Genomic DNA, 26,088 nt, shown 5'->3' on the forward strand with positions numbered 1-26,088 from the left:
CGCCGTCCCCGTCTTCGGAGAGATCCCGGCGGGAAGGTCAGCGCCCGCCGCGGCACCTTCACCTGCCGGGGTCTCCGTGGGTCCTACCGTAACGACCCGTCGGCATATTTACAACTTTCCCTACCAGTTGAATAGGGATACTAGTCGGGTCTGGGCGCCGGGTTGGCCGTGACCGAGCGCAGCAGCGGCGCGCTCGCCGCCCCCGCCGCGGCGACCCCCGCGAAGCCGAGCCCGACGCAGACGAGCAGCGTGACCAGGCCGGAGACGTTCATCGTGGACAGCGCGAACGGCAGCGCGCAGAACATGCCGACCGCGATCGCCCCGCCTCCCATGACGGCCAGCGGCAGGAGCGTCTCGGTACGGCGGGCCGCGTCGAGCACCTTCATCGGGGTGCCCGCCAGGTGCAGCAGCGCGTAGGTCTGCCTGCGGTCCAGGATCGAGGAGGCCGCGGTGATGCCCGCGCTGGCGACGGCCACCAGGAACGACACGGCGAGCACGGTGACCGTGCCGGTGCGGATGTCGTCCAGGACGCGGAAGCCGGAGCGGTCGTCGTCGGCCGCGGTGGTCGCGCTGCGGCCCGGCACCAGGCCGTCCAGGGCGGTGCGCGCCCGGTCCGCGACGGCGACGTCGGAGGTGCCGAGGGCCGCGACCAGCACCCTGCCCTGCCCTTTACCGCGTCCGCCGCCTGCCTTGACGGTGACCGTGGCCCGCACCCCCGCGGCCGACAGCCGTTCCCTGGCCTCCGCCGAGAGCTCGGCCGCCTTGGCGGGCGGCACGGACAGGCGCAGGTTCTCGGCGTCGGCGTGACCGAGCAGCCCGGCCCCCGGGGTGAGCAGGCCGATGAACCCGGCCACGAACCCGGTCAGCGCGACACCGCTCACGGTCCGCCAGGCGGCTCGGGGGTCGTCGATCATGCGGCGCCCGGCGAGGAGCCCCGCGGGGCGTCTGGCCGAGGCCGCGACGATCCTGCCCAGCAGGCCGACCACCCACGGGCCGACCAGGTTGACCGCCAGGAAGGCCAGACTCAGGACGACCGTGACCACGCCGACGCTCGCCCCCATCCCGAGGGTGGGCACCACGGCCAGGACGGCCAGCAGCGCCAGGACCCGGACGAAGCGCATCGCGGGCGGCGTCTCCCTCTTGGCGACGCCGAGCGGGCTGACCACGACCCGGCGCAGGCCGACGACGGCGGACAGGCCGACGAGCAGCGGCACCACGGCCAGCACCCCGAGCACGGGGAGCACCCCCGGCCAGGTGTCGGCGACGAACCAGGGGCCTCCGTCGATCGAGATCCTGGTGAGCAGCGGGGTCATCAGGAAGTAGAGCACGGCGCCGAGCACCGCCCCGGCGAACGCCGTGATCATCGCCTCGGCGACGGTCATCGTGACGACCTGCCCGGGAGTGGCCCCGACCAGCCGCAGCGCGGCCAGGCGCTGGTCCCTGCGGGCCACGGTGAGCCTGGCCGCCGCCCCGCCGAAGACCAGCAGCGGCACGACCATCAGCACGCTCGCGATCAGCGCCAGGATCTGGTAGCCGATCGCGTTGTCCGTCCTGGTGCCGGTGAAGCCGGAGATCCTCGTGGGGGCGATGTCGTCGTGCCCGTCGACGGCGGGTCCCGCGGTCATGGCCGGGGAGCCGGGGGCCTGCCCCCGGACGGCGACCAGCTCGTCCGGATGGACCAGGGCCGCGTCACCGACCCTGCCGCCGCCCTTCCCCGTGAACCGTCCGGCGAGCCGGTCCTCGGGCAGCCGCTTCACCAGCTCGGCCAGCGCCGGGGAGAGCCACACCTCGCCGGGCGCGGGGAAGCGGTCGAGGCCCGGGGGCGCGGGCGCCCCCGGTTCGAGGGCCGCCACGTCGACGACGGTGATCGGCCGGTTCTCCACGTGGTCCAGGTGCACGGCCTGGATCGCGACGGCGTCCCGGGTGGCCTCGACCGGGTTGCGCCACGCCCCCCGGTCCGCCCTGCCCTGGAAGGCGAGGTTGGCGGTCACGGCGAACAGCAGCAGCCCGGTGGACACGGCCACCGCGACCACGGTCAGCGCGGAGCCGAGCAGTCCTCTGCGACCGCCGCCGCGCAGCAACCGCCAGGCGAGTCCGACGACCCCGTTCATCCCCCGACCCCGATCGCCTGGGTGGAGCCGGGGATGACCTGCCCGTCGCGGACCTCGACGACGCGGTCGCACCAGCGGGCCACCTGGAGGTCGTGGGTGACGACGACCAGGGAGGCGCCGTTGTGCTTGGTCGCCTCGACCAGCAGGCTCATCGTGTCGTGTCCGGTGCCCTGGTCGAGGGCGCCGGTCGGCTCGTCGGCGAAGATCACCGCGGGCCCGGTGACCAGCGCGCGGGCGATGGCGACCCGCTGGGCCTGGCCTCCCGACAGCTCACCCGGCCTGCGCCCCTCCATGCCGCCCAGGCCGAGCGGGCCGAACCACTCGCGGGCCCGCCGTACGGCGTCGCCCCTGGACACGCCGCCGAGCATCAGCGGCAGCGCGACGTTCTCCTCCGCGGGCAGTTCGGGCAGGAGCTGCCCGAACTGGAAGACGAACCCGAAGCGGGTACGGCGCAGCTCACTGCGGCGGCGCTCCCCCAGCGCGTCGATGCGCTCACCGAGCAGCCTGACCTCGCCCGCGTCCGGCTTCATGATCCCGGCGAGGCAGTGCAGCAGGGTCGACTTCCCCGACCCTGAAGGCCCCATGATGGCCAGCGCCTCCCCTCCGGCCAGGGCGAGGCCGACCCCGCCCAGCGCCACGGTCGGGCCGAACCGCTTGACCAGGCCGATTCCCTCAAGAACAACACTCATGGCCAAGACCCTCTCCCGGCGGGGCCGTACGGCGGATCGGCCGACCGGCCCGACAACCGGACTCCCTTATCAGCCGAAAGACCGACATCGGCGTTGGGCTGGCAGAATCGATCGCGTGACGATTCGGGTACTCATCGCCGACGACCAGGAACTCGTGCGGACCGGCTTCCAGATGATCCTGGACGCCCAGCCGGACATGGAGGTCGTGGCGACCGCCGCGAACGGCGCCGAGGCGGTCGAGCACGCGCGCAGGCTCCGGCCCGACGTGTGCCTGCTGGACATCCGGATGCCGAAGCTGGACGGCCTTGAGGCCACCAGGCTGCTGGCCGGGCCCGGGGCCAGGGACCCGATGCGGGTGGTCATCGTCACCACCTTCGACCTGGACGAGTACGTCTACGGCGCGCTGCGCGCCGGGGCGACCGGGTTCCTGCTCAAGGACAGCGGGCCCACCCTGCTCATCGAGGCGATCAGGGCCGCCGCGGCCGGGGACGCCCTCGTCTCGCCCTCGGTGACCGTACGGCTGCTCGAACACCTGGCGCGTCCCCGCCACGGCGGCGGCAGGCCGCCGAGCGAGCCGCTCACCGAACGCGAGTTCGACGTCGTCCGCCTGGTGGCCAGGGGAAGGACCAACCAGGAGATCGCCGCGGAGCTGTTCGTCTCGCTCTCGACGGTCAAGACGCACCTGGGGAGCATCCAGGCGAAACTCGGCGCGCGCAACCGGGTGGAGGTCGCGGCCTGGGCCTGGGAATCTGGCGTTGTGGGCTGATTAGCCGGGCGGCCGACGGGATACAAGAAGGGCAGGTCCTTCAGCGCGTCCCGGGGGGAGAGACACATGCGCTTCGTCCCGCCGGTGCCCAGGAGATCGGCCCTCGTCGTCCACGTGACCCTCGCCGCCCAGGTGCTCACGGTCGCCGCCCTGGTGGTCTTCGAGCACGTGCGGGGCAGGCGGCTCGCCCGGGAGATATCGGCGCTCGGCGGTGACCCGCACGCCCCCGGCGCGCAGGCCGTCGTCGGCGCGGTGACCGTCTTCGCCGTCCTGGTCATGCTGGTCGCGGTCGCCACGGTCGCGGGCGCGGCGGCCTATCTGACCTGGCTGGTCCAGGCCAGGCAGAACGCCGCCCTCTCCTGGACGCCCGCCCTGCCCGTACTGGCCGCCTGGCTCGTCCCCGGGGTCAACCTGGTCCTGCCTCCGCTGCTGGTCCACCGCCTGTGGCGGGCCTCCCGCCCGCCCGCCGACCGGCGCCCGCGCTGGGTCGCGCTGCTGGCCGCCTGGTGGCTGAGCTGGCTGGCCACGCTCGCCGTCGCCGTGATCCGGCTGCCCTTCGGCGCCCCGCACGGGAACTCCGACCTCACCGGCCTCGGCCTCGCCGACCTGACGGTCGTCGCGCTCGGCGCGCTGCTGTGCGCGGCGACGGTGCGGCAGGTCACCGCGATCCAGACGGCGGGCGCGCGGGCCTCGGCGCACGCCCTCACCCTGGCCGCGCAGGCGGGGCCGTTCCACGTGGCGGCCGGCGGACGGCGTCAGTCCCAGGCCCGCATCAGCAGCCAGCCCTCACCTGCGGTGTCGAAGCGCAGTTCGTAGGTGCCCCGCCCGTCTCCGGGGTCGGCCTCGACCCGCCAGAAACGGCGCTCTCCCGGGTCGCCCTCCGAGGTCTTCCACCACTCGCGTGCGACCACCCACCGGTCGAGCACCTGGCGCACGGCGTAGAGCCGGTCGCGCCAGACGAACTGGACCGGCTGGCCGTCACGGGTCCAGACCTCGATCGGATCACCGTAGAGTCTGCTCACGGCACATCTCCCCGCGGTTCGCGTCCGCGCCCGGGGGAAGACGGGCCTGGCCCGTCGAACATACGTTCTCATGACATGAGGCGCAAGTCCCCCATCTGTCTCACCAGTGGGTTGGCGTCAACCGAGTTGCGGATGCTGAAGGTCACGCTGCCCGCACGGTAGCGGTCGTCGGACCACTCCACGGGACGGCCCTCGTGGGTCGTGGTGACCCGGCGCTGACGCAGCAGCGGGCTGCCACGCCGTACGACCAGGAGGCGGGAGTCCTCGACGCCGGCGGAGACCGCGTCGATGAGGTGCTCCCCGTAGGCGAAGACCAGGCCGACGTCCTCGTAGAGGGCCTGGGTGATCGACTCGCAGTCCGGGGGGATCCGTTCGACGGCCGGGGCGATCCAGCCCGCGTAGACGGTGCGTTCGAGCATCACCGGTTCGCCTTCGAGGGAGCGCAACCGCAGCACGGAGAGCACCTGGTCACCCGGCTGGAGCGCCAGCCGTACGGCCTCGGCCGCGTCCGCGTCCCGGCGGCGCTGTTCGAGCACCTGGCCGCTGACCCGGTAGCCCATCGCCTGCGCCCACTGCGCGAAGCTGTTCAGCTCGGCGAAGCTCTGGCTGCGCTCGCGGCCGACCACGATGCGCCTGGCCCCCTGCCGGGAGCCGACCAGGCCCTCGGCCGCGAGCAGGGCGACGGCCTGGCGGACGGTGCCGCGCGAGACGTCGAAGCGGGTGGCGAGCGTCGTCTCCGAGGGGAGCTGGGAGCCCACGGCGTACTCGCCGCACATGATCGCCTCCCTCAGCTCGGCGGCGATCCCCACGTAGCGCGCCGCGGCCCGGCCGCCGGGCTCCGCCCCGTTTCCCGTGTCAACCAAGGCCCCGTCCATTCCTCGTGCCCGCGCTGCGCGCATCGGGCGCATCGGGTGCTTCGCCTTCCTCACCCTAGACAAGGGTGAATGACTCATGAAGCCACAGCTCATGCGTTCCCCTGACGTACTTCGAGCGTTCATCGAGGGGCAACCGGGAGCCGACCCGCCAAGGCTAGCTTGTTTGGACAAGTTCGTGAATTTCTGTGCTTAGTGCACGACATCCCCTCTGGGAGAGAACGTGATCTCATCTCGCGTCCGCCTCGCGGGCCTGGCCGCCCTCCTCGCCGCGGGCGTCACGGCGTGCGGCGCGGCCCCGACGACCGCGTCCCCCGCCGCGTCCTCCTCGGACGCGGCCTCCGGCGCCGCGGGGCAGGCCCCGGCGGCGGGCGCGGCGGCCACCGCCACCTCGGCGGCCGACCTCGGCGGGCTGGACAAGCTCGTCGAGGCCGCCAAGAAGGAGGGCAGGCTGCACGTCATCGCGCTGCCCCCGGACTGGGCCAACTACGGCAAGATCATCGAGGCGTTCACCGCCAAGTACGGCATCGAGATCGAGAGCGAGACCCCGGACGCCGCGAGCGCCGACGAGATCAACGCGGTGAAGACCCGCAAGGGCCAGGACCGCGCCCCCGACGTGCTCGACCTCGGCCAGTCCTTCGCCATCAGCGGCGCCGCCGAAGGCCTGTTCGCGCCCTACAAGGTGCAGACGTGGGACAAGATCCCGGACAACCAGAAGGAGCCGACCGGCCTGTGGTTCAACGACTACGGCGGCTACGTCTCGATCGGCTGTGACGCCAAGAAGATCGCCAAGTGCCCCGAGTCCTTCGCCGACCTGCTCAAGCCCGAGTACAAGGGCAAGGTCGCGATGAACGGCAACCCCACCAAGTCGGGTTCGGCGTTCGCGGGCGTCTACGCGGCGGCCCTGGCCAACGGCGGTTCCTTCGACGACATCCAGCCGGGCCTGGACTTCTTCAAGAAGCTCAAGGCCGCGGGCAACTTCAACCCCGTCGAGACCACCCCGGCGACCATCGAGAAGGGCGAGACCCAGATCAGCGTCGACTGGGACTACAACAACGCCGCCTACGCCCCCAAGCTCGTCGACAAGGGCCTCGACTGGAAGACCGTCATCCCCTCCGACGGCAAGTACTTCCAGCTCTACGCGCAGGCCATCAACAAGGACGCCCCGCACCCGGCCGCCGCCCGCCTGTGGCAGGAGTTCCTCTACAGCACCGAGGGCCAGAACCTCTACCTCGGCGGCTTCGCCCGCCCGGTGCTGCTGCCCGCGATGCAGGCCGACGGCTCGGTGGACAAGGCGGCCGAGGCCAACCTGCCTCCCGTCGAGGGCGAGCCGACCTTCCCGACCGACGCCCAGGTCGCCAAGGCGAAGGAAGTCCTGGCCACCGGTTGGGGCGCCGCAGTCGGCGGCTGACCCATGGCCGAAACCATGTCCCCTCCCGGTACGGCCGCCGCGGGACGCCGTACCGGGCGCGCCTGGCCCGCCGCCGTGCCCCTGCTGGCCTTCATGGCGTTCGCGTTCGGGATTCCCGCGGTGGCGCTGCTGTCGGGCGCCTTCACCGTCACCGACCCGGCGAGCGGCCGGACCTTCCTCGGCACCGCCAACCTGGCCGAGAGCCTGCGGGGCAACTACCTCACGACCCTGCTGGGCAGCGTGCGCCTGTCGGCGGTGGTCGCGGCGCTCGGCGCGCTCCTGGGCGCCCTCCTCGCCCAGGCGGTGGTCACCTCCTCCTCGGCGGCGCTGCGCGGGGCGGTGCTGTCCGCCTCGGGCGTGCTGGCCAACTTCGGCGGGGTGCCGCTGGCGTTCCTGTGGGTGGCGACCCTGGGCAACTCCGGGGTGGTCACCACGGCCTTCGGGCTCGGCGAGTCGGGCTGGAGCCTGTACGGCTTCTGGGGCCTGGTCCTGGTCTACATGTACTTCTCCGTGCCGTTGATGGTGCTGGTCATGGCGCCCGCCCTTGAGGGCCTGAGACCGCAGTGGCGGGAGGCGGCCGACAGCAGCGGGGCCAGTGCCTGGCAGTACTGGCGACACGTCGGCGTCCCGGTGCTCGCCCCCTCGCTGCTCGGCGGTTTCGTGCTGCTGTTCGGCGGCGCGTTCGCCGCGTACGCGACCGCGGCGGCGATCACCGGCAGCACGGTCCCCCTGGTGACCCTGCAGATCGCCGACGCCCTCACCGGTGACGTGCTCGTCGGGCACGAGAACGTCGCGCTCGCGCTCAGCCTCGACATGGTCGTCGTGGCGGGCCTGGTCATGGCGGTGCACCTGCCGCTGCAGAGAAGGAGCGGCCGATGGCTGCGGTGACCCCCGTCCTTGAGGCCGCCCCCCGGAGCCTCGCCCCCGCCGGGAGGCGGCGGGTCCGCCTGTGGCGCGGCCTGGCACTGGGACTCGCGGCGGTCTACTTCCTGCTCCCGCTGGCCACCTCGTTCTGGTTCACCGCCTACAACGAGCGTCAGGGGTTCTCCCTGGCCCCCTACCCGAGGATCGTGTCCGCCGAGGGCTTCGGGGCCAGCATGCTGCTGTCGCTCGGCCTGGCCGTGGCGACGATCGTGGTCACGCTCGGGCTCACCCTGCCCGCGACGCTGGCCGTACGGCTCGGCGCGCCCCGGCTGCGGCCGGTGCTGGAGGTGGTCTGCACGCTCCCGCTGGTGGTGCCGCCGATCACGTTCGTCTCCGGGATCGGCACGGTGCTGCGGTTCGGGCCGGACGCGCTGGCCGCGACGCCGTTCTGGGGGACGCTGATGGCGATCCAGGACGAGCGGTTCCCCGTGGTGCTGGTGCTGGCCTACGTGGTGCTGGCGCTGCCGTTCGCCCACCGGTCGCTGGACGCGGGGCTGCGGGCGATCGACGTGCGCACCCTCGTCGAGGCGGCCCGCGGCCTGGGGGCCTCGTGGCCGTACGTGCTGCTGCGCGTGATCGTCCCCAACCTGCGTTCGGCCATCACCGGCGCCGCGTTCCTCACCCTGGCGCTGGTGTTCGGCGAGTACACCGTCGCCGCGCTGCTCGGCTACCGGACCTTCCCCGTCTGGATCGTGACGGTCGCGGGCTCCGAGGGGCAGTTGTCCGTCGCCGTCTCGCTGCTGAGCCTGTTGATCATCTGGTTGCTCTCGCTCGCCCTGTCCGGCGCGGGCGTCGAACGAAGGAGGTCGTCGTGACCGCCGGTGTCGAGTTCCGCGGGCTGCGGCGGGTGTTCGGCCGTACGGTCGCCCTGGACGGCCTCGACCTGACCGTCCGGCCCGGTGAGCTGATGGCGCTGCTCGGGCCGTCCGGCTGCGGCAAGACCACGGCGCTGCGCTGTGTCGCGGGCTTTGAGCACCCCGACGAGGGCGCCGTGATCGTCGACGGCGAGGACGTCACCCGCAGGCCGGCCAACCGCAGGGACACGGGCATGGTCTTCCAGTCCTACAGCCTGTTCCCCAACCTGAACGTCCGCGACAACGTGGCCTTCGGCCTGCGGGTCCGCAAGGTGCCCGCCGCGAAACGGCACGCCAGGGCGGCCGAACTGCTCGAACTGGTCGGGCTTCCCACGCACGGCGAGCGCTACCCGCACGAGCTGTCCGGCGGCCAGCAGCAGCGCGTCGCGCTGGCCAGGGCGCTGGCACCCGAGCCCCGGGTACTCCTGCTGGACGAGCCGCTGTCCGCGCTCGACGCCAAGGTGCGCCTCACCCTGCGGGAGGAGATCCGGCGGCTGCAGCTCGACCTGGGCATCACCACCGTCTTCGTCACCCACGACCAGGAGGAGGCGCTCTCGGTCGCCGACCGGGTCGCGGTGATGCGGGAGGGACGGCTCGAACAGTGCGCCCCGCCCGCCGAGGTCTACGACAGGCCCGCCACGCCGTTCGTTGCCGAGTTCGTCGGCACGATGAACCACCTGCCGGGCCGCCTCTCCGGCAGGGAGGTCACGGTCCTCGGCCTGAGGCTGCCCGTGGAGGGCCCGCTGCCCGCCACACCCGAGGTGGACGTGCTGGCCCGCCCCGAGGCCGTGCTCCTGTCCCCCGACCCGGAGGGGGAGGGACTCGTCGTCGCCTCCTCCTTCCGCGGTTCCTCGGCCAGGCTGCGGGTACGGCTCGGCGACCTGGAGATGCTCAGCGACGTGCCCGGCCACGACACGGCCCGGCTGGCGCCCGGCACCAGGGTCGGCGTCGGTCTCGTACGGCGGCCCGTCCTCGTCGCGGGCCGCGCCGATGCTCCCTGAACCGCCGCCCCCTGAACTGGGCGCCGTCCTGTTCGACATGGACGGCACCGTCGTGGACACCGAGGGGCTGTGGCGGCGGGCGTGCGCGGCGGTGGCCGCCGAACTCGGCCTGCGGCCCGGTGAGGTCGACCCCGAACACGTGCACGGCCGCCCCGCCGAGCACACCGCCGCCCACCTCCAACGGCCCGGCGTTCCCCTCGGGTGGATCAGCGAGCGGCTCACCGGGGAGTTCGCCCGCCTGATCGCCCTCGGGGTGACCCCGCTGCCCGGCGCGCTCGCGCTGCTGGACGGCCTGGCCTCGGCCGGGGTGCCGACCGCCCTGGTCACCGCCTCCTCCCGGCGGATCGTCGAACCGGTGCTCCGTACGGTCGGGGCGGAGCGCTTCCGTCTGGTGGTCGCCGCGGAGGACGCCCCGCGCGGCAAGCCCGCGCCCGACCCCTACCTGCTGGCCGCAGCCGGTCTCGGCCTCGACCCCGCCGTGTGCGTGGCCGTCGAGGACAGCCCCGTCGGCCTGGCCTCCGCCCTGGCCGCGGGGTGCAGGGCGGTCGCCGTCGCGGGGGCGCGCGCCGTGCCGTACGGCGTGCTCTCCGTGAACAGCCTGGAAAAGATCGACGTCACGCTGCTGCGGAGGCTGGTGGCGGGGGAGATCTCGATAGGCTGAGCCGTTCGTGCAATGGCGGATGCGGTGGTTAGGTGTGGCGGTGGACGATCTGGATGCGGGTGATTCCTTCCAAATAGGGCAGTACCGGGTGGTCGGCCGGCTCGGCAGAGGGGGAATGGGCACCGTCTACCTCGGTGAGGCACCCGACGGGCAGCGAGTCGCCATCAAGGTCATCAACCCCGAGTACAGCCGCCACGACCAGTTCAGGATGCGCTTCCGCCGCGAGGCCGACGCCGCCCAGCGGGTACGCAGGTTCTGCACGGCCGCCGTGATCGAGACCGCGCTCGACGGCGACCAGCTCTACGTCGTCACCGAGTACGTCCCCGGCCCCAACCTGGAGGAGGCCGTACAGAACGGCGGGCCGCTGCGCGGCTCCAGCCTCGACTCGCTCGCGGTCGGCGTGGCGACCGCGCTGGCCGCCATCCACTCCGCCGGGGTGGTCCACCGCGACCTCAAGCCCTCCAACGTGCTGCTCTCCCCGGTGGGCCCCCGGGTGATCGACTTCGGCATCGCCCGCGCGCTCGACACGCTCGGCGGGATCACCGGGACCGGAGAGATCCTCGGCACCCCCCGCTACATGGCGCCCGAGGCCCTGCGCGGCGAACCGCTGTCGGCGGCGTGCGACGTCTTCTCCTGGGGCTGCCTGGTCGCCTTCGCCGCCAGCGGCAAGGCCCCCTTCGGCGGGGAGAGCCTGCCGTCGGTGCTCTACCAGGTGCTCAACACCGAACCCTCCCTCGACGGCCTTGAGGGGTCGCTGCGCGAGCTGGTGACCCACGCCATCGCCAAGGACCCCCTGCGCAGACCGACCTCCCAGCAGATCCTCGACCACCTGGTCGGCCGCTCGGCCCCGCACGAGCAGGCCGCGGACTCGGTCCAGGCCGCCTGGCAGCGCGGCCCCGCGGTGCCCGACTTCGTCGAGGCGGGCGGGACGGCCGTGTGGACCGGCCAGGAGCCGCTCGGGACGACGGTCCTGCCGGGCACGCCTCCTCCGCGGCGACGCCGTACCACGAGGACGGTCGTGGTCGGGGCGGTCTCCGCCCTGGCCGTGGTGGTCGCGGGAGCCGGGCTGTTGCTCAGCCTGGCCTCGGGAGGGCCGCCGGAGAACCTCCCCCTGCTCTACCAGGAGGACTTCACCCAGAGCGGCAACGGCTGGAGCGGCGGCGTCTACGACGGCACGTCCGACCGGTACGGCTACTCCCCCGACGGCTTCTACGCCGTGGACGTGGACGGCGGCTACCCGGTGGGACGGCAGAAGGCGCCGATCGGCTTCCTGACCGCCCCGCCCGTGGTCCCCAACCTCCTGGCCAGCCCGACCCCGGTCATTCCCGACCGGTTCCTGCTGGGCGTCGACGCAGGGACCCGCCCAGGAACCGAGGGGCCCGGCGAGTACGGCCTGTTCTGCCGCGGCGAGGAGAGCTACGAGGCGACCCGCTACGAGTTCCTGGTCGACACCCTCGGCACGGCCCGCATCCGCAAGGCCGTCAAGAGCGGCGGCGGCGAGCTGATCAAGGCCGTCCCGGTCGACCTGCCGGAGAAGGGCCCGGTGCGCATCCAGGCCGAGTGCGCCGGCGGCCCCGACGGCGTGCGGCTGACCATGTGGGTGGACGGCGAGCAGGTCGGGACCGTCCTCGACGCCAACCCGCTGCCCAGCGGCCAGGTCGGCGTGCTCGCCCGGGTCGGGGAGAAGAGCAGCGCGACACTCAGGGCGTCCTTCGACAACTTCACCATGCGCGGCGTCCCCCGCGAGGACGACTCCCCCACGCCCTCCGGCGGGAACAGCGAGTGACCCCCACGGGGTTGGGGACGATGATCGAACCATCCAACGAGCGAAGGAGCCAGCACGATGCGTGCCATAGTCGTCTCCGCGACCGGCGGTCCCGAGGTCCTCGCCTACACCGACCACCCGGACCCGGAGCCGAATCCCGGTGAGGTGCTCGTCGACGTCGCCGCCAGCGGGGTGAACTTCATCGACGTCTACCACCGGATCGGCCGCTACCCGCTCTCGCTGCCCTTCGTCCCCGGCAACGAGGGCGCGGGCACCGTGGCCGCCGTCGGTGAGGACGTGACCGGTCTGTCCGTCGGTGACACCGTGGCCTGGGCCGGGGTGATGGGCAGCTACGCCGCCCGCGCGGTGGTGCCCGCCTCGCAACTGCTGGCCGTACCCGAGGGGATCGACGCCGAGCAGGCGGCGGCGGTGACCCTGCAGGGACTGACCGCCCACTACCTGACCCACTCCACCTACGAGGTGAAGCCCGGCGACGACGTGCTGGTGCACGCGGCGGCCGGGGGCGTCGGCCTGCTGCTCGTCCAGATCGCGAAGCTGCGCGGCGCCCGGGTGATCGGCACGGTCTCGACCGAGGAGAAGGAGACACTGGCCCGCCAGGCGGGCGCGGACGAGGTGCTGCGCTACGACGGCTTCGCCGAGGCGGTGCGCGACCTGACCGGTTCCGGCGTGCACGTCGTCTACGACGGCGTCGGCGCGGCCACCTTCGACGACAGCGTCGCCTCGCTGCGCCCGCGCGGCATGATGGCCCTGTACGGCCAGGCCAGCGGCCCGGTCCCGCCCGTCGACCCGCAGGTCCTGGCCAGGGGTGGCTCCCTGTTCCTGACCCGCCCCAGCCTCGGTCCCTACGTCGCCACCCGCGACGAGCTGGCCTGGCGGGCCTCGAACATCTTCGGCTGGGTGGCCTCCGGCGACCTCAGGGTCCACATCTCCGCCCGCTACCCCCTGTCCGAGGCCGCCCAGGCCCACAGGGACCTGGAGGCCCGCCGTACCACCGGCAAGCTCCTCCTGCTCCCGTAGGGACCCTGCGAGGGTTCAGCCCCGCAGGACCCGCCACATGACGGACGGGCGCATGAGGGCGGACGGAGGGTCGAGCAGGCCGGTCACCCGGGTGAAGGCGACCGCGGCCTCGGCGTCGTGCGAGGCGGCCCGCTGCAGCCTGCGGACGTAGGCGTCCATGAACCTGGCCTGCGGGGTCATGGGCACCCCCGTGTCGCGCGCGGCCAGGTCGGCGCCCGTCGACAGCTGCCAGGCGGGGTCGAGGGCCTTGGCCGCCGCGGTGAAGTAGCGGCGGGCCAGGCCCTCGGTGCCCTCGCGCAGGCACTCGCGCATCGCGGACGCCTCAAGCGCGGCGACCGACATCCCCTGCCCGTAGATCGGGTTGAAGTTGCACAACGCGTCCCCGGCGACCAGCAGCCCCTCCGGGAAGCGTGTCAACCGCTCGTAGTGGCGCCGTACGCTGGCCGGAATCCTGGCCAGCCCGATCTCGCCGAGCGGTTCGGCGGCGCGCACCGCCGCGGCCACCTCGGCGGGGACGACCTCATCGACCCAGGCGAAGAAGTCGGCGGGGTCCGCGGGCGCGGGCGCGCCCGCGTTGCCGCCGAGCGTCGCCAGCCAGCGGTCCCCCTCGACCTGGCACAGCGCCACCCCCTTCGGCTGGCCCGGGTAGGTGCCGACGAGGACCAGCCTGTCCTTCATCGACCCCTCGGGAAGGCGCAGGTACCACGTCGCGTAGGACACCTCGACCTTGACGACCTCCTCCTCGGGCCGCTCGAACCCCATCGTCTCCAGCCAGGCGAGCGTCCGCCCTCCCCTGCCCATGACGTCCACGACGAGGTCGGCGGGCAGTTCCTCGTCGGCACCGACCCGTCCGGCGGTGGCGATCCGCACCCCGGCGACCCGTGCCGTCCCGGAGGAGTCGTCCGTCATGAGGCCGGTGACCTGGCTACGGTCCCGTACCGTCACCGTCGGCAACGCCCGTACCCTGCCCAGCACGTGCCGTTCGAGGAAGGGCCTGGTCGCCGAGATGCCCCGCTCCCCGGTCGGCGTCCGCGCGAACTCGTGACCCCCCATGATCATCCGTAAGTGCACGATCATCTCGTACGACACCGCCCCGGCCGCGACCATCTCCTCCGTGACGCCGGGGAACAGCTCCTCGATGATCCGTAACCCCCTGGGCAGCAGGGCGTGGGCGTGGAAGCCCTGCGGCACACCCCTGCGCGGCCCGTCCGGCCCCTCCCCCGACAGGTCGTCCCGCTCGACGAGCGTCACCCGGTCGTAGAAGTCGGCCAGCGCCCGCGCGGTGAGCAGTCCGCCCATCCCCGCCCCCAGCACAACCGCGTGTTTCCCAGCCCTGCGGATCATCATCGCCTCCCGTCGCCGTACCAACGGTTCGAATCTGCCGGAAAGATCACCGAAGATCGAGACTTGACGTCAGGAAACAGCCGGGACGAAGCCGTCTATCGTGAAGCCATGGACGTGGACACCGCTTTCGTGCTCGGCGGCGGAGGCGTGCTCGGGGCCCACGAGGTGGGCATGCTGCGCGCGCTCGACGAGGCAGGCGTCAAACCGGACGTGGTCGTCGGCACCTCCGTCGGAGCGCTGAACGGCGTGGTGCTCGCGGCCCACCCCGGTGACGCGGTCAGGCACCTCACCTCGCTGTGGCGCTCCGAGGTCGTCCGTACGGCCTTCGCCGGATCGTGGGTCACCCGCCTGTCCACGCTGGCCAGGAGCGGCACCCACCTGCACTCCCCGGAGCCGCTGCGCGAACTGCTGACCCGGACGCTGCCCGTGTCCCGCATCGAGGAGCTGGCGGTGCCGTTCCAGTGCGTCGCCGCCTCCGTCGAGCACGCCCGCGCCCACTGGTTCACCGAGGGCCCGCTGGTCGAGGCGGTCCTGGCCTCGTGCGCGGTGCCCGGCCTGCTGCCGCCGATCCGGGTCGGCGACGACCACTTCCTCGACGGCGGCCTGGTGCACAGCATCCCGGTCGGTCGGGCGGTCGCCCTGGGCGCCCGCCGCGTCTACGTCCTGCACGTCGGCCGGATCGAACGGCCGCTGACCGTCCCGCGCCGTCCCTGGGAGGTCGGCCTGATCGCCTTCGAGATCGCCCGCAGGCACCGTTTCGCCGAGGAGATGGCCGCCCTGCCCGGAGGGGTCGAGGTGCACGTCATGCCCTCCGGCTCGGAGAACAGGCCGGGCGTCGACCTCTCCCAGCTGCGTTACCGGGACTCCTCGCAGATCTCCGGACACATCCGGCGGGCCTACGAGGCCTCCTCCCGCTACCTCGCCGAACTGGCCCGATAGAAGAGGGGGTGGCCATGCTTCCTCCGCGCATCATCCGCCGGTTGGTCCTCGCCCCCCTCGTCATCGTGCTCACCGTGGCCGCGGTGGTCACCCTGCCTGTCTGGCTGCTGGTGGTCACCGCGGCCTCACTGCGCCTGCCGCCCCCGCAACGGCGCGGCACCCGGCTCGTCTGGTTCGCGGTGGCGTGGCTGACGCTGGAGTCCATGGCGCTGATCGCCTGCCTGTGGCTGTGGATCATCGACCTGGGCGGCAGGCTGAGCCACGACGAACGTGAGGAGCGGCACTACGCCCTGGTCAGATGGCTGCTGTCCAGCGTGTACGGCGCCGCCGTACGGATCTTCGGGCTGAGCGTCGAGATCGACGAGCCGAGGGCGACCCCCGAGGAGCTGTCCCGCCGCCTGACCCGTCCGGTGATCGTCCTGTCCCGGCACGCGGGTCCCGGCGACTCCGTCCTGCTCGTCCACCACCTGCTCACCCGGTACGGCAGGCGCCCCAGGATCGTGATGAAGGCGGCGCTGCAGCTCGACCCGTCCCTGGACGTCGTGGTCAACCGGCTGCCGAACGCCTTCGTCCCGCCCGACGTGGAGACGGGCGGCGTCGTCACCGAGATCCGCCGCCTGGCCTCGGACATGGAGGCCGACGACGCCCTGGTGATCTTCCCCGAGGGGGGCAACTTCACCCCGAAACGCCGGGGACGGGCGATCCTGCGCCTGGAGGACCGGGGACTGCGTGAGGAGGCCGCCCGCGCCCGGCGCCTCGAACACCTGCTGCCGCCCCGCCCCAACGGGGCCCTGGCCGCCATCGAGGCCTGCCCGTCCGCCGACGTGGTCTTCGTGGCCCACACCGGCCTGGACGACCTGGTCACCCTCGGCGACGTCTGGCGCAGACTGCCGGTGCGCGCGGAGGTCAGGGCGGGGTGGTGGCGGGTGCGGGCGGAGGAGGTGCCCACAGGCAGGGAGGAACGGATCACCTGGCTGTTCGACCAGTGGGACAGGATAGACGCCTGGATCACCGAACACCGCTCGGCCCCGGTCGCCGGGGCCGAGGGTTAGGACCTCTCGATCTTCGCGCTGCGGTGCAGCAGGTGGGCGTTGCGGAACTTCTGAGTTGGGTCAGCGATCACGCGAAGCCCCGGCTTCCCGGCCAGCGGGGCCAGGTCGAGGTCGGATGTCATGCCTCGCACACTGACCGACCGCAGCTCGGTCAGAGAAGCGAGCGGCGACAGATCCGTCACCTGGGAGGATCTCTCAAGGGAGAGAAACTCAAGTTTCGACAGCTCGGCCAGCGGACCGAGGTCGGAGGCCGGGGTCTCGTAGAGGGTCAGGCTTTCGAGGCCGCGCCGACGAGCCAAGGGTGACAGGTCCCGCACCGGGCACGTCCCGAGACGCAGCAGGAAGAGGTCGTCGAAGGCGTCGAGCGCGTCCAGGTCGTCGACGGTGGTGTCCCACAGGCTCACCGAACGAAGCCGCGGACAGTGATCGGCCAGGACGCGTAGCCCGCCGGCGACGTCGCCGCCGGAGAGAGCGAAGCTCCCCAGCCGCGGAAGATCCGCGAGGAATCTCAGGTCCTTCAGGTGGGGAGCCTGATGGAGGTGCAGACTCCTCAGCTCGGTCTGCCTGGCGATCGGACCGAAGTCGTCGATCAGCGCCAGACCCGCGAGGGTCAATATGTCGAGACGGGGCATCCGGTCGAGGAAGGCGAGATCTCCGGTGAAGCCACGGCCCTGCAGGATCAGATCCTCCAGCGCGGACAACCGGGTGAGGGGCTCCAGGTCGGCGGGAAGTGACGACTCCACGTCGATCGACAGCCACTCCAGGCCCGTCAGAGTCCCCACGGCGCCGAGGTCGGCCTCGTCCATGGAGTCCATGGAGTCCATGGAGTACACGGTCAGCCCGCGTAACCTCGGCAGGCCGCGCAGGAAGTCCAGCCCACCGGAAACGGGACAGGACACGTGGAGGCTGCGCAGCCGCTCCAGACGGTGGAGGCTGCCCAGCAGACGCGGGTTGTCGACCTCCAGCCTTTCATCGAGCAGTGGCGCGTCCGCGAGGACCTCGGTGGCGTAGTGGTCGGGGTCGAAGTAGTCCCACCCGGCGACGAGTTCCTCCTGGACCTTCCCCCGGGGGTCGTCCCGGTACCCGGCGAGCCTGCGCAGCGCGCGCGGGCCGTTGACCAGCCAGCAGGTCCGCACCGTCGCCACCGCCCGCGCCTGCGACAGGCCGCCCAGGTCGTCGGGAAGACGGCGTAGGACCTCCTCTCCCGCGAGCGCGAGCACCCTCGCCTCGGCCGCGTTCCTGGGCGGGATCACCTCGGCCAGGCACGCCTCGACCCGTTCCTCCAGGTCGCGCGGGAGTTCCTGGATCGTCTCCAGACAGCCGGCGACCAGCAGCCGCAGCCTGCGCGCGTGCCTGTCCCGGCCGTCGATCCGGTCGAGCAGGCCGCCGAGCAGCTCCCGCCGTACCGGGGCGTTGGCGTGCCCGGCGGCCATCACCACCGTCTCGCGCCACTGGTCCAGGTGGGCCCGCTCGACCAGCGGTTCGACGTCGGCGTCGTCGGCCGCCTGCTTGGCCGCGAGATACTCCTGGACCGTCCGGTGCACGAAGTCGATCCGCCCGGGAACCGGCTCCCTGATCACCCCGCTGCGCTGCAGCAGATGGTCGAGTACGGCCCGCGCGGGTGCCTCGACCCTGGGCATGGTCCCGATGCGCTCCTCGACCCGTTTGAGCGCCGTGGCCGAGGAAAGTTCGGAGCGGCCCAGCATCGTGAGCCGCCAGGCCAGGTCCTGGAGGATGCGAACCTTCTGCTCGGGTTCGAGGGTGACCTCGACGGCGATGCCGCGTTCTGCGTCCCGGCGTTCGAGCAGCAGTTCCAGGGCGGCCTCGTACAGGCCCATCCGGTTACGCGGCAGCTGTTTGCCCCGGTCGAGGTTGAGCGCGCACAGCATCGCCGCGAGCAACGGCGTCGAGGCCAGCGCCCGCAGGTGCGGGCTGCTCTCGAACCTGGCCAGCAGCGCGCCCTCGTACTCGTCGAGCCGCTCCGGCGCGCACGGCAGGCTCCGGGAGCCCCGCATCGCGACGTGCCACTGCCGTACCAGCTCGCGCAGGTCGGCGGGGGTCATGGGCTCCAGCAGGACCGGGGAGAAGCCCTCCTCCGCCAGCCAGCGCGCGTCGGCCGCCGCGGGCCGGGAGGTCACCACGGTCACGGTCCCCGGGTAGGCGGCCAGCAGCCCGCCGAGCCACTGCCTGACCGCGGGCCGGTGCCGTACGGCCAGCTCGTCCACCCCGTCCACGAGCAGCAGGGCGCGTCCCGCGTCGAGAATCCGGTGCGCCCAGCCCTCGGGCATCCGGCCCGCGAGCGGCGCCGCGACGTCGGCGAGGACGTCCTCGGGGCCCGGCAGCCTGCCCGAGGGGTGGCTGCGGAGCTTGACGAAGAGCGGGACACGGCCCTTCCAGGGGGCCAGGTCCCCGAAGAAGCCGTTCCGCGCGGCGGTCACCGACAGCCAGCGCAGCAGCGTGCTCTTGCCCGAGCCCGCGTCGCCCCGCAGCAGCACCCGGCGGGAACGGCCGAGAGCGCTCTCCACCCGCAGGGTCGCCGCCTCGTACCCACCGCCCGCACCGGGCAGGTCGGTCAGGTCGGCGAAGCGCATCCGCTCGGGGACGCGCTCGCGCGAGCGGTCCTCCAGCGAGACGTTGAGGCTGATGTAGGCGACGCTCAGCGTCGCGCGGGGGCGGTAGTTCTCCACCCGGACGCCGAACAGCTCGACCTCGTCGAGGGTGGTGCCGAGGTGCTCGAGATAGCGGCGTTCGAACTCCGCGTCGTCCTGGGTGCCGGTCGGCGCGTCGAGCGAGCGGGCGGGCAGCCTGGCCAGTCCTGAGGCGACCTGCTGGCCGAGGGCGGCGATCCGCTCCTCCACGGCGGACAGGCGGCTCAGGGCCTCGGTGGCGGCCCTGGGGAGATACTGCGGCAGCTGCCTGACGATCCTGAGCAGGCAGTCGAGGCACTCGTCGAGCAGCACGTCGTACAGCCTGGCCCCGGCCTCGCCGAGCTGGCGCGCGGGGTCGCCGAGGCCCTTCCTGAGATCTTTGGCGAGCTTGACGGGGTCCATGTCGGCGGCCATGAGGGCCCTGTCCGACAGGTCGGCCGATTCGAGGGCGGCGACGACCTCGTGCAGCACAGCCGTCCTGTCGTTCTCGGTGAGGCCGCCGTACTCCTGCTCGGCGAGGACCGCGATCCGCCGTTCGACGCCGTCCGCGATGGCGGCGAGCTGGCGTTCCAGGCTGCGCCGTACGAACCGGTCGGGGAAGCCGGCCCGGATCAGCTCGGACAGGTCGGCGTCGCGTTCGGCCTTGGCGGCGCGGGCGGCCAGGCCCTCCCGCAGGGCGCGTTCGGCGACGGCTCTGCCCGCTGCGGCGACGACGGCTTCCAGTCCGGACATGCTGCTCCTCGGCGCGCGGTGATCCCCTCCAATGATCAACCAAAAAGACGCCGGTTACTGAAAAATCCGGATAACCACGGAGCTACCAGTCCTGGGAGAGCCCCGACATGCGACGGAAATACTCGTCCTCGTCGATCTCTCCCGCCGCGTAACGGCGCTTGAGGATCTCACGAGGGTCTTCTTCGAGCGCGGGCCGCGGCTTCCCCCGCAGCATGCGCACGAACGGCCCCGGGCGGACGACCACCAGGACGATCACCGCGATGACGAGCAGGGGCAGTACGAGCCGGAGCATCACTCACCTCCCATGCTTCTGTTGTGCGAAATTCTGCGAGAAGTCCGGCGCTTCACGCAAGGACCCGCCCGGCGGCAGCACCGGCAGACCCCGGGGGGCACCGCCGTCGAGCAGCCGGAGCAGGGCGCCGGTGTCCAGGTGCCGCTCGACCATGTCGCCCAGGGCGTCCAGCCTCTCCTGCCGCAACGCGGCGAAGGAGACGTCCGGAGCCGGGACGAAGTCACGCCCGCTGACGGCCGCGACGTCGGCGAGGAAAGCCCTGCGGAAGTCGTCGTTCTCCAGCGCCCCGTGCCAGGTGGTGCCCCAGACCGAGCCGGATCGGCAGCCGTCGAGGAAGGGCTCTCCCCCGTGCGCGGTCACCACGCCGTGGTGGATCTCGTAGGCCTCGACCCGGCAGCCGTAGGCGACCCCCGAGGGCCGCCCCAGCGTCTTCTCCGCGGCGAACTCCACCGTCGCCGGCAGCAGCCCCAGCCCCTCGACCGTCCCCTCCCCCGACTCGACGTCGTCGTGGATCGCCCCGGCGAGCATCTGGTAACCGCCGCAGATGCCCAGCACCGCCCGCCCCGGCAGCGCGCCGGCCAGTCCGCTCGCGCGCAGCCACGCCAGGTCGGAGACCGTGGCCCTGGACCCTGGCAGCACCACCAGGTCGACGTCGTCGAGTTCGGCGGGCGAGGTCACGAACCTGACCGTCACCCCGGGCTCCGCGGCCAGCGCGTCGAAGTCGGTGAAGTTGGACACCCTCGGCAGTCTCACCACCGCGACCCTCAGGGTCTGCCGGCCGTACGGCGGGCGGGCGGCCGTGGGCCTGCCGTTCAGGGCCAGGGAGTCCTCCACGTCCAGCCACAGGCCGTCCAGCCAGGGCAGCACGCCGTACACCTCGCGGCCCGTCAGTCCCCTGATCATGTCGAGGCCGGGGGCGAGGATCTCCGGTGCCCCCCTGAACTTGTTGATCACGAACCCGGCCACCAGCGCCTGGTCGTCCGGATCGAGAAGGGCGACCGTGCCGTACAGCGAGGCGAAGACGCCGCCCCTGTCGATGTCCCCGACCACGACCACCGGCAGGTCCGCCGCCCTGGCCAGGCCCATGTTCGCGATGTCGCCCCTGCGCAGGTTGATCTCGGCGGGACTGCCCGCCCCCTCGCAGACCACCACGTCGTAGCGTTCCCGCAGCCGCCCGAGCGCGTCCACGGCCACCTGGCGCAGCCGTTCCTTGACGTCCCAGTACTCCATGGCGTCCACCTCGGCCAGCGGTCTGCCCATGACCACGACCTGGCTGCGCCGGTCGCTGCCCGGCTTGAGGAGGATCGGGTTCATGTCCGCGGAGGGCTCAAGGCCGCACGCGGCGGCCTGCATCGCCTGCGCCCTGCCGATCTCGGCGCCGTCGGCGGTGACGAAGGAGTTCAGCGACATGTTCTGCGCCTTGTACGGCGCCACCCGCACCCCCTGCCTGGCCAGCCAGCGGCAGATCCCGGCGGTGACGACGCTCTTGCCCGCGTCCGAGGTGGTCCCGGCGACCAGCAACGCCCCTTTGACCGGGGCCGGAGCATCATGTGGGGGAAGGCTCGTCATACCTCACAGCATGCCGTACCGCCCATGTCGGCTTGGCGGCGTGGGCGGACCCTGTCGGCGTGGGTCCGAAAAACGCCGCCTTCGTCGATGCAGGCCCGGGAGCCGGGGCCTGGGGCTCGCTCGCACCGCCGGGGACCGCTCTCGCCTCTCTTGCCGCCGCAGGCGCAAAGGATCGCTCCCGGCGCCGCCGGCACAGGAGGCTCTTTCCGGCGCCGTGAACTCAGAGGCCCCTACCGCCGTCGGCGCAGAAGCGTCGCCAGCACCGCCACGCCCGCCGCGGTGAACCCGACCGCCCTGGCCAGCCGTACGGCGCGGCGGATGTCCGGCACCGAGGGCTTGGGGCCGTCCCCCATCTCCGGGCGGTGCTCCACGCGGTCGCCGTACACGTTGACACCGCCGAGCGTGACGTCGAGCGCCCCGGCGAAGGCCGCCTCGCAGCGACCCGAGTTCGGGCTGGGATGGCGGTGACCGTCCCTGCGCAGCATCCGTGCAGAACGCCGGGCCGAGCCGCCGACCACGGGCGCGCACACGGCCGTGAGCAGGCCGGTGATCCGTGCCGGGGCGAGGTTGGCGACGTCGTCGAGCCGGGCGGCGGCCCAGCCGAACCGCTCGTAGCGGGCGCTGCGGTGGCCGACCATGGCGTCCAGGGTGTTGACCGCCCGGTAGGCCAGCAGCCCGGGAACCCCGGCCACCGCCCCCCAGAACAGCGGCGCGACCACGGCGTCCGAGGTGTTCTCCGCGACCGACTCGACCGTCGCCCTGGCCAGTTCCGCCGCCTCAAGCCGGGAGGGATCGCGCCCGCACAGGTGCGAGAGCCTGCCGCGTGCGCCCGCGAGGTCGTCCGCCTCAAGGAACTCCGCCATCGCCACGCCCTCGCGCCCCAGCGTCGTGCCGCCGAGCACCGCCCAGGTGGCCACCGCGCTCAGCGCGCCCCGCAGCACCGGATTGCCCGTCCTGGCCACGGCCACCCCGAGCAACGCCGCCGGGCCGACGCACAGTGCGACATGGACGACCCCGGCGGGGCGGGCGTCGCCGTACAGACGGCTCTCCAGCGCCGCCGCGGCCCGGCCGAACAACGCGACCGGATGTCCACGCCTCGGATCACCCAGTACGGCGTCCGCGACGACCCCGGCGAGCATCCCCAGAGCCTCTGCCCGGGTTTCAGATGAGATGGCCATGAAGCCGGTCCTGGTTCCTCTCAAGCCAGGCGCACGCCCGACGGATGCGTGCCCCGGCGCCACCCTCCCACATCCGGGCCCAGCCACCGCCCAGGGACTCCGCCCTGGCGCGCATGGCGACGTAGGAGCGGTTGAAGCGAAGCCTGGACAGGTCGAGCAGGCGGCGACGGTCCCGGGCCGCCAGGCCGTACGCGTCGCAGAACAGTCGCAGCCTCGGCCCGACCGCGAGATCGGCCTGGAGCGGCTCCAGGTCGACGGGGTCGGCGATCGGCGCCCAGTGCCGCAACGTCGTCACCACGTCGAACAACCGGGTCGTCGGCCTGGCCATGTCGAAGTCGATCAACGCGGCGGGCAGCCCGTCCCTGAAGATCACATTGTCGAGGTTGACGTCGCAGTGGCCGACCAGTTCGGCGGGCGCGTCGTCGTTGGACCCCGTCTCCCAGCAGGCGCCCCGGGGCGGGACGAACCCGGCGCAGGCGTCGTGGAAGCGCCGCAGCAACTCCGCCAGGGCGACCAGTGACTCGTCGGTGAGCGCGTAGGCGGGCAGCGGCCTGGGGGCCGACTCCCCCACGACGTAGGTCAGGATCTCCCTGCCCTCCTCGTCGAACCCCATGGTCCTCGGTGCCCCGTCGAATCCGGCGCTCTCCAGGTGCCGCAACAGCGCGTGCACCGACCGCGTCGAGGTGCGGACCGGTCTGCGGACGGTGTCGCCGACCCGCACGACACCGTCGGTCACGTCACCGCCCAGCAGGGGAATCTCCTTCTGGAACGTGACGGCGAACATGGCATACGAGCGTAGACCGCCTTTCCCTTCGAGGAGAACGATTTCCGGTGAAACGCCCAACGCGCCGCAGATCACCGCCCCTACGACCACTCCGCCGGGCAGATGTCCCCTGGGTACGCTCCCCGGCCCCCGGCCTGCGGAGTGATCCTCGCGACACAGACGGGAAACCGATGCGTACGCACTCCCCGGATCATGCACAATTAAGCGGGAGCGCCCTTAGCTCAGCTGGATAGAGCACCGGACTTCTAATCCGACGGTCGCAGGTTCGAATCCTGCAGGGCGCGCTTCGCATGACCAGCCAAAAGAGCCTCTGACCAGCGGCGACGCCGGGCGGAGGCTCTCTTGACGTGTGCGGTTGGGGGCGGGCGACTGCGGCTGGCTGTGCCTAATGCGTGCGCAAGTTTCCAGGCCTGCCGCGGATCACGCGCCGTCTCCTCCCGAGCGCTTGGCGATTCGGCGCTTGGCGGCCTCGTCCTGGCTTGGCGATGCACTTGGCATAGATCCTGAGCAGGACTTCGGTTTCGGTTTCGGCGTCGAGCTCCTGCCCCGCTCCGTTCAGCTGCGGCCCAGCCCTGTGAAGAACAGCGACAACGGCCACGGCCGTGAGAGCCGTCAAGATGGAGCGGCACGCGCTCCTCACGGTCGATGCGAAGACCCGCGTCGGCGGTGCCTCCGTCTTCGGCGTCATGGTCATGGCGGCTTCGAGAGCGTCGCGGGTAGTGGTGTTCCTCGATCGGGTGGTGGCTCTTCGTACCTGGGTGAGGCGCAGAAGCCGCCTGACGGGTTGCATGGGCAGGGTGATCGTGCGCAGGCGAACAGCAGGATGCCCCCGCCTCCGGCCGGAGACTGCGGGGGCGCCAACCGCGCCGGCCATGGGACAGGCGGACGGGATATGTCCCGTTCGTCACAGGTATATGTCGTAGTAGTACCCCCGCATCCCTGGGCGCGGATCGCCGTTGTAGTAGTAGCAGTCGGTTATCGGCAGGTCGGTGAACACCTCCAGCAGCGCCGCATTGCAGGCGGCCAGGGTCGGGTAGGGGCCTCTTCGATACCACTGCTCCATCAGGGAGGGGTGCTCACCGGCAGAGGCGGTGGTGGCGCTCGCCCGGCTGGAGGCGACGGCGGGTGTCGCGCCGGCCAGGACGCCGGCGCTCATCGCCACCAGTACGGCTGCGGTGGACAGTCGACGGATTTTCACGAGGTCTCCTTGCGGCCGGCGGGGGGACGCCTTCAGATGAGCACCGATCGGCCGGGGCGGGGAGTTCCCGGTTTCCCGTATTTCGGCGGCATGGTCCGATGAACGGGCCGGTTTGTGCCGTGCTGAGGGTCATGGGAGGTACACGTCGAAGTACCAGCCCGTCGGCCAGCCCTGGCCGCCGTCGTAGTGGTAGCAGCCGCTCGCCGAGGTGTAGTCGCCCCGGTCGGCGCCCTCCTGCCGGGCCGTCCGGCATGCCTCCTGGGAGGAGAAAGGTCCCTGCCGGTACCAGTCCGGCGGTAGGGACACAGAGGAACGGGCCTCAGCAGCGGACGTTGTGGCGGTGTCGGCGGCGGTCGCGGTCATCGCACCGGACAGGGCGCCGGACAGGGCGCTGACTCCCGAGACGAGCACGAGCACCGCTACGGCGCGCAGGATGCGGATCTTCACCACATGGCTCCTCTGCAAGGCAGGAATGATCGCCTCAAGATGACCATCGAATGCCCGGGTCGAGGAGCTAACGCTTTCTCATATTTCGGTCGCATGGTGCCGTTCCGCGACTGCCGGACCGGGCCCGAATCAGTCGCTTACCCGGTCGGCTGTCACTCCGCCCTCGTGCCCGGCCTCGGCGGCGTTCGTGAAACAGCGAGGTTCACGCAGCCGGTGCCTCTGGACCCGTCACCGAGGCGGCCCGGTGGACGGCGGGACGCCTTCGCGCGACATCACAATGTCCTGCCAGCCTTCGACTGACAGGACATTTGATATTTCAGACACGGCAAAGAGGATCGGTTTCCTGTTTTATCCGGGGCATTCGCTGCGGGTGATGAATGCCGGAGGGGTCAGCAGGGTTCGATCACGGAAATGCGGTCGTTCCAGGAGCCGCCGCCCGGATAGGTGTCCTTCGTGAGGTTCTTGTAGTAGTGGCCGTGGTCAACGGCCAACTCGAAGCTTGCGCCCGCGGTGTCTCGTGCGCACAGCAGGTATCCGGTGTCGTTGTACACCGAACTGACCTGGTTGTCGTTGTATGTGAGAGCCCCGCCGGGCGCCGAGAAGCACTCGCGCGCGCCGCCGAAGTCCTTGTGCTGGTAGGTGCAGAACAATCCGGCCTGAGGGGCCGTTTGGGCTGCCGAGGCTGGAAGCGCGCCCATCCCTGCGATCACCGCCACGGCCAAGGCGGTCAACGTACGCGCGGCGAGACGCGCGGATTCCTTGCGCATGAGAGCGCCCTTTCTTCATGGGGA

The 26,088-nt window shown here is 72.0% G+C and carries 24 protein-coding genes and 1 tRNA gene; 12 read left to right on the plus strand and 13 right to left on the minus strand.

Annotation, left to right across the window (positions count from 1 at the left end; translation table 11 throughout):
- Positions 1-140: 140 nt before the first annotated feature.
- Together ACFOYY_RS00360 and ACFOYY_RS00365 are read right to left on the minus strand one after the other, a co-directional pair.
- On the minus strand, positions 141-2,111 hold the full coding sequence (locus ACFOYY_RS00360) for an FtsX-like permease family protein (protein ID WP_386186717.1): 1,971 nt from the start codon (positions 2,109-2,111) through the stop codon (positions 141-143).
- A complete protein-coding gene (locus ACFOYY_RS00365) occupies positions 2,108-2,800 on the minus strand; it encodes an ABC transporter ATP-binding protein (RefSeq protein WP_352010661.1) in 693 nt (230 codons plus the stop codon). Before ACFOYY_RS00365 ends, ACFOYY_RS00360 begins: the two co-directional genes overlap by 4 nt.
- Positions 2,801-2,915: 115 nt before the next feature.
- Between ACFOYY_RS00365 and ACFOYY_RS00370 the strand changes: the two genes are divergently transcribed.
- Positions 2,916-3,566 carry a response regulator transcription factor gene (locus ACFOYY_RS00370; protein WP_352010660.1) on the plus strand — a complete coding sequence of 217 codons (651 nt, stop codon included), beginning with the start codon at positions 2,916-2,918 and terminating at the stop codon, positions 3,564-3,566.
- 66 nt (positions 3,567-3,632) lie between these two features.
- Entirely contained in the window at positions 3,633-4,382 is a 750-nt protein-coding gene (locus tag ACFOYY_RS00375) for a DUF4328 domain-containing protein (RefSeq protein ID WP_386186720.1), read from the plus strand.
- Here the strand turns inward: ACFOYY_RS00375 and ACFOYY_RS00380 are convergent.
- Both ACFOYY_RS00380 and ACFOYY_RS00385 read right to left on the minus strand, forming a co-directional pair.
- Positions 4,322-4,588, minus strand: a complete 267-nt coding sequence (locus ACFOYY_RS00380; RefSeq protein ID WP_352010658.1) for a DUF6504 family protein — start codon at positions 4,586-4,588, stop codon at positions 4,322-4,324. The two genes, ACFOYY_RS00375 and ACFOYY_RS00380, sit on opposite strands and share 61 nt — an antisense overlap.
- A gap of 68 nt (positions 4,589-4,656) precedes the next feature.
- A complete protein-coding gene (locus ACFOYY_RS00385) occupies positions 4,657-5,451 on the minus strand; it encodes a GntR family transcriptional regulator (RefSeq protein ID WP_386186722.1) in 795 nt (264 codons plus the stop codon).
- Between the two features lie 232 nt (positions 5,452-5,683).
- On the opposite strand from ACFOYY_RS00385, the gene ACFOYY_RS00390 reads away from it, so the two are divergent.
- Genes ACFOYY_RS00390 through ACFOYY_RS00420 form a run of 7 tightly spaced genes read left to right on the plus strand, consistent with a single transcriptional unit; the run spans position 5,684 to position 13,114 of the window.
- Positions 5,684-6,871 carry an ABC transporter substrate-binding protein gene (locus ACFOYY_RS00390; protein ID WP_352010656.1) on the plus strand — a complete coding sequence of 396 codons (1,188 nt, stop codon included), beginning with the start codon at positions 5,684-5,686 and terminating at the stop codon, positions 6,869-6,871.
- Between the two features lie 3 nt (positions 6,872-6,874).
- The gene (locus ACFOYY_RS00395) at positions 6,875-7,759 is read left to right on the plus strand and encodes an ABC transporter permease (protein ID WP_386186724.1); all 885 of its coding nucleotides are present in this window, start codon (positions 6,875-6,877) and stop codon (positions 7,757-7,759) included.
- Positions 7,747-8,610 (plus strand): ABC transporter permease, encoded by an 864-nt coding sequence (locus ACFOYY_RS00400; protein ID WP_352010654.1) that lies wholly within the window; start codon positions 7,747-7,749, stop codon positions 8,608-8,610. Before ACFOYY_RS00395 ends, ACFOYY_RS00400 begins: the two co-directional genes overlap by 13 nt.
- Positions 8,607-9,650, plus strand: a complete 1,044-nt coding sequence (locus tag ACFOYY_RS00405) for an ABC transporter ATP-binding protein (RefSeq protein WP_352010653.1) — start codon at positions 8,607-8,609, stop codon at positions 9,648-9,650. The genes ACFOYY_RS00400 and ACFOYY_RS00405 overlap by 4 nt, the downstream gene beginning before the upstream one ends.
- Positions 9,640-10,311: an HAD family hydrolase gene (locus ACFOYY_RS00410; protein ID WP_352010652.1), complete on the plus strand. Its 672-nt coding sequence runs from the start codon at positions 9,640-9,642 to the stop codon at positions 10,309-10,311. Before ACFOYY_RS00405 ends, ACFOYY_RS00410 begins: the two co-directional genes overlap by 11 nt.
- A 40-nt stretch (positions 10,312-10,351) precedes the next feature.
- The gene (locus ACFOYY_RS00415) at positions 10,352-12,097 is read left to right on the plus strand and encodes a serine/threonine-protein kinase (RefSeq protein WP_386186728.1); all 1,746 of its coding nucleotides are present in this window, start codon (positions 10,352-10,354) and stop codon (positions 12,095-12,097) included.
- A gap of 57 nt (positions 12,098-12,154) precedes the next feature.
- Entirely contained in the window at positions 12,155-13,114 is a 960-nt protein-coding gene (locus ACFOYY_RS00420; protein ID WP_352010650.1) for a quinone oxidoreductase family protein, read from the plus strand.
- 15 nt (positions 13,115-13,129) lie between these two features.
- Here the strand turns inward: ACFOYY_RS00420 and ACFOYY_RS00425 are convergent, their stop codons facing one another.
- Positions 13,130-14,458 (minus strand): FAD-dependent oxidoreductase, encoded by a 1,329-nt coding sequence (locus tag ACFOYY_RS00425; protein ID WP_386186731.1) that lies wholly within the window; start codon positions 14,456-14,458, stop codon positions 13,130-13,132.
- A 108-nt stretch (positions 14,459-14,566) separates the two neighbouring features.
- Between ACFOYY_RS00425 and ACFOYY_RS00430 the strand changes: the two genes are divergently transcribed.
- Positions 14,567-15,397, plus strand: a complete 831-nt coding sequence (locus ACFOYY_RS00430; protein ID WP_352010648.1) for a patatin-like phospholipase family protein — start codon at positions 14,567-14,569, stop codon at positions 15,395-15,397.
- A 14-nt stretch (positions 15,398-15,411) separates the two neighbouring features.
- On the plus strand, positions 15,412-16,449 hold the full coding sequence (locus tag ACFOYY_RS00435) for a 1-acyl-sn-glycerol-3-phosphate acyltransferase (RefSeq protein ID WP_386186733.1): 1,038 nt from the start codon (positions 15,412-15,414) through the stop codon (positions 16,447-16,449).
- Here the strand turns inward: ACFOYY_RS00435 and ACFOYY_RS00440 are convergent.
- The 5 genes from ACFOYY_RS00440 to ACFOYY_RS00460 all read right to left on the minus strand — a co-directional run bounded on the left by ACFOYY_RS00440 (position 16,446) and on the right by ACFOYY_RS00460 (position 23,652).
- The gene (locus tag ACFOYY_RS00440) at positions 16,446-19,829 is read right to left on the minus strand and encodes an NACHT domain-containing protein (RefSeq protein WP_386186736.1); all 3,384 of its coding nucleotides are present in this window, start codon (positions 19,827-19,829) and stop codon (positions 16,446-16,448) included. The genes ACFOYY_RS00435 and ACFOYY_RS00440 overlap by 4 nt on opposite strands.
- 82 nt (positions 19,830-19,911) lie before the next feature.
- Positions 19,912-20,121, minus strand: coding sequence for an SHOCT domain-containing protein (locus tag ACFOYY_RS00445; RefSeq protein ID WP_386186739.1), 210 nt, complete (start codon positions 20,119-20,121; stop codon positions 19,912-19,914).
- A gap of 3 nt (positions 20,122-20,124) precedes the next feature.
- On the minus strand, positions 20,125-21,690 hold the full coding sequence (locus ACFOYY_RS00450; protein WP_362773445.1) for a cobyric acid synthase: 1,566 nt from the start codon (positions 21,688-21,690) through the stop codon (positions 20,125-20,127).
- Positions 21,691-21,920: 230 nt separating this feature from the next.
- Positions 21,921-22,868, minus strand: a complete 948-nt coding sequence (locus ACFOYY_RS00455) for a cobalamin biosynthesis protein (protein ID WP_386186742.1) — start codon at positions 22,866-22,868, stop codon at positions 21,921-21,923.
- Positions 22,852-23,652, minus strand: a complete 801-nt coding sequence (locus tag ACFOYY_RS00460) for an aminoglycoside phosphotransferase family protein (protein WP_352010642.1) — start codon at positions 23,650-23,652, stop codon at positions 22,852-22,854. Before ACFOYY_RS00460 ends, ACFOYY_RS00455 begins: the two co-directional genes overlap by 17 nt.
- Before the next feature lie 210 nt (positions 23,653-23,862).
- On the opposite strand from ACFOYY_RS00460, the gene ACFOYY_RS00465 reads away from it, so the two are divergent.
- Positions 23,863-23,936, plus strand: a tRNA-Arg gene (locus ACFOYY_RS00465).
- Positions 23,937-24,556: 620 nt separating this feature from the next.
- Here ACFOYY_RS00465 and ACFOYY_RS00470 read toward each other — a convergent pair.
- The 3 genes from ACFOYY_RS00470 to ACFOYY_RS00480 all read right to left on the minus strand — a co-directional run bounded on the left by ACFOYY_RS00470 (position 24,557) and on the right by ACFOYY_RS00480 (position 26,064).
- Complete coding sequence (locus ACFOYY_RS00470; RefSeq protein WP_362773468.1) at positions 24,557-24,850, minus strand: hypothetical protein; 294 nt, start codon at positions 24,848-24,850, stop codon at positions 24,557-24,559.
- A gap of 129 nt (positions 24,851-24,979) precedes the next feature.
- Positions 24,980-25,297 carry a hypothetical protein gene (locus ACFOYY_RS00475; protein WP_362773471.1) on the minus strand — a complete coding sequence of 106 codons (318 nt, stop codon included), beginning with the start codon at positions 25,295-25,297 and terminating at the stop codon, positions 24,980-24,982.
- A gap of 389 nt (positions 25,298-25,686) precedes the next feature.
- Positions 25,687-26,064 carry a peptidase inhibitor family I36 protein gene (locus tag ACFOYY_RS00480; RefSeq protein ID WP_352010638.1) on the minus strand — a complete coding sequence of 126 codons (378 nt, stop codon included), beginning with the start codon at positions 26,062-26,064 and terminating at the stop codon, positions 25,687-25,689.
- Positions 26,065-26,088: the final 24 nt, after the last annotated feature.

Origin of the sequence: Streptosporangium jomthongense (genome assembly GCF_042650425.1) — a bacterium.
Classification (GTDB): Bacteria; Actinomycetota; Actinomycetes; order Streptosporangiales; family Streptosporangiaceae; genus Streptosporangium.